9 protein-coding genes and 1 tRNA gene are annotated in these 9,276 nt (G+C 57.2%); 9 read left to right on the forward strand and 1 reads right to left on the reverse strand.

From position 1 onward, the window contains the following. From LN415_08960 to pdxT, 9 genes are all read left to right on the forward strand, one after another. A partial coding sequence (locus LN415_08960; GenBank protein ID MCJ2557216.1) for an Ig-like domain-containing protein occupies positions 1-3,148 on the forward strand: 3,148 nt, incomplete at its 5' end. A gap of 44 nt (positions 3,149-3,192) precedes the next feature. Beyond that, positions 3,193-3,387 carry a DUF6485 family protein gene (locus LN415_08965; GenBank protein ID MCJ2557217.1) on the forward strand — a complete coding sequence of 65 codons (195 nt, stop codon included), beginning with the start codon at positions 3,193-3,195 and terminating at the stop codon, positions 3,385-3,387. Positions 3,388-3,460: 73 nt separating this feature from the next. Next, a complete protein-coding gene (locus LN415_08970; GenBank protein ID MCJ2557218.1) occupies positions 3,461-5,668 on the forward strand; it encodes a DEAD/DEAH box helicase in 2,208 nt (735 codons plus the stop codon). 49 nt (positions 5,669-5,717) lie between these two features. Beyond that, positions 5,718-6,206 carry a KEOPS complex subunit Cgi121 gene (locus LN415_08975; GenBank protein ID MCJ2557219.1) on the forward strand — a complete coding sequence of 163 codons (489 nt, stop codon included), beginning with the start codon at positions 5,718-5,720 and terminating at the stop codon, positions 6,204-6,206. Positions 6,207-6,241: 35 nt separating this feature from the next. Further along, positions 6,242-6,326: transfer RNA gene (locus LN415_08980), tRNA-Leu, on the forward strand. A gap of 134 nt (positions 6,327-6,460) precedes the next feature. After that, a complete protein-coding gene (locus tag LN415_08985) occupies positions 6,461-6,988 on the forward strand; it encodes a gamma carbonic anhydrase family protein (protein ID MCJ2557220.1) in 528 nt (175 codons plus the stop codon). An 18-nt stretch (positions 6,989-7,006) separates the two neighbouring features. Continuing rightward, positions 7,007-7,714 (forward strand): hypothetical protein, encoded by a 708-nt coding sequence (locus LN415_08990; protein MCJ2557221.1) that lies wholly within the window; start codon positions 7,007-7,009, stop codon positions 7,712-7,714. Positions 7,715-7,752: 38 nt separating this feature from the next. Next, the gene (locus tag LN415_08995) at positions 7,753-8,367 is read left to right on the forward strand and encodes a nitroreductase family protein (protein ID MCJ2557222.1); all 615 of its coding nucleotides are present in this window, start codon (positions 7,753-7,755) and stop codon (positions 8,365-8,367) included. Positions 8,368-8,380: 13 nt separating this feature from the next. Beyond that, positions 8,381-8,968, forward strand: coding sequence for a pyridoxal 5'-phosphate synthase glutaminase subunit PdxT (gene pdxT, locus LN415_09000; GenBank protein ID MCJ2557223.1), 588 nt, complete (start codon positions 8,381-8,383; stop codon positions 8,966-8,968). Here the strand turns inward: pdxT and LN415_09005 are convergent. Further along, the coding region (locus LN415_09005; GenBank protein MCJ2557224.1) for a DUF2070 family protein at positions 8,965-9,276 on the reverse strand (312 nt) is incomplete at its 5' end. The genes pdxT and LN415_09005 overlap by 4 nt on opposite strands.

Below are 9,276 nucleotides of genomic sequence, written 5' to 3' on the forward strand. Positions count from 1 at the left end.
TGGCGTAACGGCGATTCGACCCGCGATTGCCTCCGACGATCGCGGGGTCTACGTTGCATGGCAGGACAGGGGATTGGGGGACTTCGACATCCTGCTGTCGGTGTCCAAGAACAACGGCACGACCTTCTCTGAGCCTGTGATGGTGAACGACAATCCAGGCGATGGAACGCACTCGAGCTTCCCCGACATTGCCGCGGGAAACGGAAGCGTCTATGTCGTTTGGGAGGATGGCAGGAACGTTGCCACGGACATCTACTTCTCGCAGTCCCTCGGCGGAAGGCCCTTCTCAGCAGATGTCGCAGTTTGGCAATCCGGTTCGAGCTCGTCCACAAGACCGAGCATCACCATCGACGAGGAGAACGACATCATATATGTCGCCTGGGTCGACGACTATCTCGACATCAAGGTGAGTGCGTCGAGCGATGGCGGACAGACGTTCACAGACCCCGTCACCGTGAGCGACAGCAAGAAGAACGGAAGGCTCGACCCCCAGATAGAGGTGGATTCTGGCGGGAAGGTGTACGTCGTCTGGGCGGACGGTCGGGAAGGGCGGATCCCACAGGGCCCTTCCTACGTGGACGACACTGACGTTTTCATCTCCAACTCGACTGACAACGGGATGAGCTTCGGTCAGAACGTGCGTGTGAACCACGAATACAAGGAAATCCTGCAGTCGAATCCATCATTGGCCATCGACGGAGATGATGTCCTGCACGTGGTTTGGGACGACGAGCTCGGGTATGGGGAACCATCTATCCTCTACTCCAGGTCAACCAATGGTCTTCACTTCACCGAGCCCCTCTTCGTCAACTTCACCTCACGCGTCACGGACGGCAGGGGGACGAGCCATCAGACACCCGTCATCGAGGTCTCACGCGCGAGTGATGTCATCTACGTTTCCTGGGCGGAGAGCCGCTCGGGGAGCTACAACATCTACCTTGCGAGGTCTGAAGGAGCTGGATTCCTCCCGGCAGTATCGCTCTTCGGCGGGAACTACTTCTTCGACGATGTTCTCACGCCCAATGGCCACCGAGATCCCGGAGAAGCGGTGGCTCTGGACAATGGCAACGGCAGACTGGACCACGGTAGGCTGGACGGCACCGACTCTCCTGATGAGATAGTCCTTGCCGGCAAGGCGAATCTTCAAGAGGATCTGACGGGAGTGAGCCTGGTATACTTCGACGAGAACTCTGATGGCTGGGGACTCGATGACGACATTGTCCTGGAGACCCCTGTTCTTTCCTATCCGAGCATCGAGCCCAAGCTGAAATCGGACTGGGACACCACAACAGGGAACTTCGTGAACTTCCTGAGGCTCGTCGATGGTTTCTACTACTCCGTGGAGCGGTCCGAGACGATGTCCATCGGATGGTTCGACATCGCGCACGCCAAGGACGCTGGCATCAACCCCGAGAACTACGGTCTGGAGAACAACGATCCGATAAGCAGGGCGGATATCGAGGTCACGTACATGACGGACAGCTCGTACGATGGCACTTCCTTCCTCAACATCTCGAGAGGACTCTCTGGACCCACAAACGTCTCCATCTTCCCCATCGTGAACACTGGCGGGGCGGCAGAGACCACGACGATAGAGCTGATGTCCCTTGGCTTCTGGACGATTCCCGACCTCAAGTCGATAAACGTCTCCTTCACGAATGACGCGTCATCCGCATCCAACGTGAGCTTCAACAAGATCTCCCTGTGGATCGACAGAGGTCTTCCTGGCCGCTTCGATTCCCACGATATCAGGATATACAACGGCTCATCGGACCTGGCACTCAACGACACCCTCTCTTCCTTCGCGGACAGCGATGACCTGATGTTCCTAGACGCCTCCCTGGATGGGTATTACGACCTTGGCGAACCTCTGATTACGACCTCTGTGGACATCGAGCCAGGCGGGGCGATCACCACTGCTGAAACCGTGCTTCCAAGAGCGGACAAACCACATTGGGAACAGATTCTCACGCCCTTCCCTATGAACGATGACACAGGGACGTGGCCCCAGTACTCACCCTCGATCACGATGGACGCGGGCGGTGGATGCTACGCTGTGTGGATGGATTACCGAGGAGCAATCAGCGCGTCCGTCTACTTCGCGGACACGGTTGCGGACACGTGGCCCCCCTCGGTTATTGACGTCTTCCCGGATCACGGTTCCGCGAATGCTCTCCTCGACACCGACATACGGATAGCGTTCTCAGAGCCTGTTGATCCGTTGTCACTGGAATCCTCCTTCAGCATTTTCCCTCCCACTGCCGGGACCTGGAACTGGAGTGCCGAAGGGGATTCGGCGGTGTTTGAGCCCCTCTTTGGCCTCTCGCCGGACGTAACCTACGATCTTGAGATCTCATCGACGGTCGTCGACATCTCAGGAACCTCTATGAAAGACAGGTTCAGATGGCATTTCACAACAGTGATGCCACCACTGGTCGAGTGCCAGTTCAATGAGACTCGGAGCACTTACGAGGACATCCCGATCACGTGCAACGTCTCCGATGAATGGGGTGTGATTTCCGTTGTGCTCTCCTTCAGGGGAGTATCGGAAGAGAACTACACGGAAGCGAACATGACGCTCGTGGCAGGATCCGACCTCGACGGTTCGTGGGAGGGCGTGATACCCGCTCAGAACACTGTGGGCAGGGTCAGTTTCCTCGTAGTCGCCGAGAACGTCATCGGTGCAAGAGGCAGATATCCAGCAGTCGGCGATGCGACAGTTGATATCAAGGACATCGTCCCGCCTGACTTGCAGCATGAAGTCGTGGAATCGGCTTCCGCAGGTTCTACCATAAACATCACAGCGTGGGCCTCCGACGATGTCGGAATCGAGCGGGTCGTTGCTTACGTCAAACCGATAGGCGGTACGGCCTTCGTCCCGCACGAGATGCATCGACTGGGCCAGACGGCCGAGTACTACGTGCAAATCGAAACCCCCGACCGCAATGGGAGGATCGAGTACTACGTTCAAGCGACGGACGTGGGGGGCAACCAAGTGACGAGCCCGTCCGTCAGCCCGCAAAACGACCCTCACGTCGTCGAGGTGAGCGGGGCCGCTGATACCGACCTGCTTCTGTGGATAGGTCTGACCGTGATCCTCGCGGTTGCGATCATCGCTTTGGTCATATACTTGGCAAGGAGCAAGTAGCAAAGGATTAATCTTCAGAATCGCATTGCTCGTGCGGTGATCTCATGGAATGCAGGGAGGAGGAGAACAAAGAGTCGTGCACGTGCACATATCCCGGTTGCAGTCGGAAGGGAGTCTGCTGCGAGTGCATTAGATATCACTGGCAGCTGAAGGAACTCCCAGGATGTCTTTTCCCGCCTGAGGTCGAGAAGACGTATGACAGATCCCTCAGGAAGTTCATAGAGATATATTCCCGCTAGTACTCCAACACGAGGATCTGCAGCTTTCTCATGTTCTTCCGGAGGCAGTCCCACAAGCTCCAGTCATGTCGAATTGGAAAGGTATTTGATTCATTCGAGCGATGCCCACGCAATGGAGGTTTCCGACCTCGAGATCGATCCCAGAATAGTCGACATACTCGCAAAGGAAGGAATCAAGAAGCTGTATCCACCCCAGGCTGAGGCTATCGGACCAGCCCTGGAGGGAAAGAACGTCGTATTGGCGATTCCGACCGCGAGCGGGAAGTCCCTCGTTGCATATCTGGCGGTCATCCAGTCAGTCCTGCGCAAGGGAAAGGCCCTCTACATCGTGCCGTTAAGGGCACTCGCATCCGAGAAGTACGAGGACCTCAAGGCCTTCGAGAGCTTGGGCGTTCGGGTCGGCGTCTCCGTCGGCGACTACGATGCCCCCGATCCCACTCTCGAGAAGTTCGATGTCATCATAGCGACATCCGAGAAGGCAGACTCCCTTTTGAGGCACAGAGCTCACTGGCTGAAGGAACTGAGCGTCGTCGTGGCGGACGAGATACACCTGATAAACGACCCGGGCAGGGGACCCACGCTCGAGGTGACTCTGTCCAAGCTCAAGCAGATCAACCCGAGGGCGCAGATACTCGCTCTCTCCGCGACGATAAAGAACTCGAATGAGATTGCGGAATGGCTGAACGCGGATCACATCGCGAGCGACTGGCGCCCCGTCCCGCTGAAGGAGGGCGTCTTCTACGAGGGTGAGATATCCTTCGAGGACGGGACGAAGAAGTCTGTGGCGGATTGTGGCGACGACGTGAGCTCCTTGGTACTCGATGTCGTGAAGGAGGGCGGGCAGTGCCTCATATTCGTGAACACCAGAAGGTCGAGCGAAGCGCTCTCAGGCCGTGTCGGGATGCATCTCAAGGACATCCTGGAGCCAAAGTCGTCCAAGGATCTAGCGATGCTGTCTAGAAAGCTCCAGTCAAGGCAGGACGAGCCCACATCCCTCGGTGCGAGGCTTTCCAGACGGATACGATACGCGGCCGTATTTCACCACGCGGGACTCACGAACGATCAAAGGAAGATGGTGGAGGTGAACTTCAAGTCCGGGCTGGTGAAGTGTATCGTTGCCACGCCCACATTGGCGGCGGGGATCAACCTTCCCGCCAGAAGGGTCGTCGTCCGGGACCTGACGAGGTACGACCCGAACTATGGGAACGTCCCCATTCCCGTGATGGAGGTCAAGCAGATGTCCGGAAGGGCGGGGAGACCTAAGTTCGACACGGAGGGCGAGGCCATACTCCTGGCGAAGAAGCCAGGTGACAGCGCCTTCATATTGGAGAACTACCTGCTCTCCGAGCCGGAATCCATCGACTCGAAGCTGGGGCAGCGTCCGGCTCTGAGGATGCACATACTCTCCTCGATCGCCACGGGTCACGTGAGGACCGAAGAGGGGCTGAACACCTTCATCGAGAGCACGTTTTTCGCTCAGAAGACGGATACTTACACGATCTCGGACACGATAAATGATGTGCTCGAGTTTCTCACAGAGGAGGACTTCATCGAAGCAGGGGAGGGCTACAAGGCGACCTTCTTCGGGAAGAGAACATCTGACCTTTACATCGATCCGTTGTCGGCCGTCACTCTCAGGAAAGCCCTTGGCGGGAAGAGCGACACGGCGTTCGCCTATCTTCACGCGATATGCGCCACTCCTGACGTGCCGACGCTGTACCTCCGAAGGGGCGACTACGAGTGGGTGGAGGAACTGGCCGCGAACGAGGAGTTCCTGATTGACTACGATGACTATGATGACTATGAGTTCTTTCTTGCCGAGGTGAAGACCGCCGCTCTCCTTCAGAGCTGGATCGAGGAGGAGTCCGCAGATGCGATCACGAAGAGGTTCGGTGTCGGACCCGGCGACATCCGGAGGTGGGTTGACATGGCGGAATGGCTGATGCACTCCATGACGGAGCTCTCAAGGATATTCGACAAGTCCAAGTCGAGGACCCTCAGCGCCCTGATGCCGAGGATTCGGTACGGGGTGAAGAAGGAGCTTCTGGATTTGGTATCCTTTCGAGGAATCGGGCGAGCAAGGGCGCGGTCCCTCTTCTCCCACGGATACAAGACCGGCGAAGACCTGAAGAAGGCAGATGTCAAGGATTTGTCGAGACTTCCACTCATAGGAACGACGATCGCGAAGAACATCAAGCTGCAACTGGGCGGATCAGTGACGATCGAGGAAGATGAGAAGATGGGCGGGCAGTCCATTCTCCACGACTTCCAAGCGGAATAGATTTATCTTTTCCTGCATTACAGGAAGAAGGCAATGGAGGAGTTCTCAGATGGTGATCTTGGCGGGACTGAGGGGTGAGGTCTCCGGTGCAGAGGACGCGCTCAGAGCCGCGCGCAATGCAGGCGGGGCGGATGCCAGCGTCCAGCTAATGAGGGCCTCAATGGTCTTCGGTCGGATTCACCTCGACTCCGCGATAGACCACGCGATTCGCGCTTTCGAGAGGGGCAGGAACACGTCGAACTCTCGCGCAACCGAGACGCTACTATACGCCTCTGGAACAAGGCAGATTAGCAAGGCCATTGAGAAGATGGGGATCCGGGAAGGCGATTCCGAAGTCGCGCTTGTGGCGTTCGGGGAGTTCAGCCTCGATGAGTTCCTCGAGAAGGCTGACTTCAAGCAGGACGACAGCGTCCTCGATGGTGACGCGTCGATGCTGGTCGAGTATGGCATCAGCAAGAAGGAGATCGCCTCCGTCCCAGAATCGAAGATCTTCGATCTCGTCCTCGAACGAGTGGCAATGGTCGACCTGCTCAAATAGAATTCTTATATAGTCAGGGTTTCATCCGAACTCGAGCGGGGGTACCCGAGCCTGGTCAAAGGGGCAGGGCTTAGGACCCTGTGTCGCAGGACTACAAGCGTTCGAATCGCTTCCCCCGCATCCGCTCTCCTGGATTGCAGTAGCACTCGTCTGCCACTATCCAAAATGGGGCAGAATGGAGAATTCAGGAATGGAAACCATTATTCCCGCTTCGGTGTTCCAAGGCTGGGAATACTTGCGGACTAGGTGAGAAGATGTTCTATGAGTTCGAGGGAAGAAAACCAAGGATCGGGAAATCGTCATTCGTCTGCGACAGTGCCACGATAATCGGAGACGTTGAGATAGGTGAAGGATGCTTCATCGGTCCAGGAGCGAGAATCAGGGGCGATTACGGTCGAATCCGGATAGGGGACAACACGAGCATCGAGGACAACTGCGTGGTTCATGCGAGACCTGACGAGGAATGCATCATCGGGGAATACGTGACCATAGGCCACAATGCCACGATTCACAACTGCAGGATAGGCGACTCCGCCATTGTTGGCATGTCCGCCACGGTGAGCGATTACGCCCAGGTCGGTGAATGGGCCGTCGTCGGCGAGGGCGCTGTCGTCGCCAACAGGCAGGAAGTCCCTCCCGCCAAGATCGCTGTCGGGGTCCCCGCCAAGGTCATAGGCGACGTTCAGGATGAGTTCAAGGAGCAATGGACGCGCTTCAAGAAAATCTACGTCGGCTTCGCAAAGGAGAGGTATCCGAAAGGTCTCAAGCCCCTTCTGCTATGATACTGGATGGTGACACGCATGGTCGAGCTTCCAGATAGGTTCCTCACGTGGAATTACTACCCGCGGAGGAGCACCTTCCTCAAGATCTTGAATGGCGAGAGGACCGACATGAACGAGTTCTTCCTCGATAGCACCAGGCACAACCCCGCTCTCGCAACCGCATCCTCAGCTCCGGACCGCACACTCGATGTCAATGCGAAAATCGTTGGAGCTGGCTATGTGGTCAAGAAGAAGTTTCTGAGGGATTCGATCGACGAGCTCTCGGGGCACATCGAGAAAGGGGACCGTGACTTCGATAGCGCGGAATCGGAGAAGGACAGGAGGGGGTTCCTCGAAGGATTCCAGGCCCGAGGCATGAGGACTCTGCTGAAGGTCCTCTACTTCGACCCCGCGAAGGCCAGGGAGCACGTCGATTTCGCAAAGATGTCCACTCTCGAGCTCGCCGTCAACATTCCCAATTCGTCAAAGCACACTTGGACGAACGTTCAGTCCTCACGCAAGGCATGCCTCGTTTTCTATCGCCCGCCCAACGTCAGCTTCGAGCTCAGGGGCGATCTTGAGGTCCATGTGGATTCCGACTATCGCGAGTTCGTGAACTGCGTGCATGACAGCTTCCACTACACTCCTCAGGATCAGCGGGAGAGAAGGCCCGCCTACATATTCCACGTCGAGGCGGTCCATGACAACAGTCCGACCGCGGAGGGCTTCGGGAAGAGGATAGCCTAGAGCGAAGCATTTAATCATTCCAGACTATTGCCGATGCCATGGAACTAGCCGAGGCCATGAGGAACAGGAGGAGCATCAGACGGTTCGAAGAGAAAGAGGTGCCCAGGGAGCTCGTGGAGGGGATACTTGAGACCGCGAGATGGGCGCCCTCAGGGAACAATGTTCAGCCATGGCGCTTCATCGTCGTTACGGATCGCCAGAAGATAGCGCGGCTGTCCGAAGCCTCCAACCAGCGATGGATAGCCGCCTCGCCAATGGTCATCATCTGCCTGTCCGACCTGAATGTCTTCGGTAGTCACGGGTCGTACTCCGCCTTCCAGCCCCTCGTCGAAGTCGGAATGATCGAGGACATGGAATTCTCGGAGTTCAATGAGAAACGGGAGGCCACAAGCGAACTGGAGAACAGAATGGCCAACACTCTGAACTCCTTTCTCAACGTCGCCATCATCATCGACCACATCACGCTCCTGGCGCATGAGGCAGGACTCGGCACATGCTGGGTGAGGTACTTCAACACAGCCGCCGTCCGAGGCATCCTCGACATTGCGGACAACTGCGCCATTGTCGCTCTGCTTCCGATTGGGTTTCCAGCGGAGAGTGGCAAGATAAAGGATCGCATGGACATTGAGAGCCTCATCGTTCGATGGGAGTAGCGCGGGGTCTTGGATGAAGATAGGCGTACTAGCCGTTCAGGGCGCGGTGTCCGAGCATGTCGAGATGACCGACAGAGCCCTTAGAGGCCTGGGGCGGAGCGGAAGTGCGGCCGTGGTCAGAAGGGTCGATCAGATAGAGGGAATCCACTCGCTCATCATTCCTGGCGGGGAGAGCACGGCGATATCCCGGCTCATCGACAAGCAAGGACTGAGAGAATCCATTGTCAAGAGGGGGCAGGAGGGGATGCCGATAATGGGAACTTGCGCCGGTTGCGTTCTCATGGCCAAGGCGGGAGACGAAGATGTGGAGCGAACCGACACGGAGCTCCTCTCCTTGATGGATATGAAGGTCGTTCGGAACGCCTTTGGCAGGCAGAGAGAGTCCTTCGAGGCAGAGATCGACACCGCCCTGTTCGAGGACCCCTTCCCAGGCGTCTTCATCAGAGCACCAGCGATAGCCGAAGTCTGGGAGGACTGCAGGGTATTGGCCCGATTGGACGAGCTTGTGGTGATGGCCGGTCAAGCAAACCTCTTGGCCGTGGCATTCCATCCAGAACTCTCCGGGGATCCCCGGGTCCACGAGCACTTCCTCGATCTCTAGCCGAACGCCTTGAGTCCAAGGAGGACGATCCCTGCGAGAGAGAACGCCACGAGCAGGCTGTAGAAGGTGTTGATCCTCAGAGTGGAAAGCGTGGAGCTCACGACCGTGGCGAGTCTGGTTGCACTCTGGTGTCCGAAGACTCTGAACCCGTGTATCGTTCCCATCTTCGCTCCCACTTCGACGTCCTCGAGGTTCCCCAAGGCGGCTCTCAGAGCGTCCTTTGTCTTCCCGACTATGAGATCCTGGTCCGTCTTCCAGCCGACGGGATTGTAGCCGCCCATCGTCGCGTTGACCGCGTGATTGTCCGA

It is taken from the genome of Candidatus Thermoplasmatota archaeon (assembly GCA_022848865.1).
GTDB lineage: Archaea > Thermoplasmatota > Thermoplasmata > RBG-16-68-12 > JAGMCJ01 > JAGMCJ01.

Excerpts from the sequence above, each read along its gene's own strand:
- LN415_08965 (MCJ2557217.1), top strand. The coding sequence starts at position 3,193 with ATGGAATGCAGGGAGGAGGAGAACAAAGAGTCGTGCACGTGCACATAT.
- LN415_08975 (MCJ2557219.1), top strand. The coding sequence starts at position 5,718 with ATGGTGATCTTGGCGGGACTGAGGGGTGAGGTCTCCGGTGCAGAGGAC.
- LN415_08985 (MCJ2557220.1), top strand. The coding sequence starts at position 6,461 with ATGTTCTATGAGTTCGAGGGAAGAAAACCAAGGATCGGGAAATCGTCA.
- LN415_08990 (MCJ2557221.1), top strand. The coding sequence starts at position 7,007 with ATGGTCGAGCTTCCAGATAGGTTCCTCACGTGGAATTACTACCCGCGG.
- LN415_08995 (MCJ2557222.1), top strand. The coding sequence starts at position 7,753 with ATGGAACTAGCCGAGGCCATGAGGAACAGGAGGAGCATCAGACGGTTC.
- pdxT (MCJ2557223.1), top strand. The coding sequence starts at position 8,381 with ATGAAGATAGGCGTACTAGCCGTTCAGGGCGCGGTGTCCGAGCATGTC.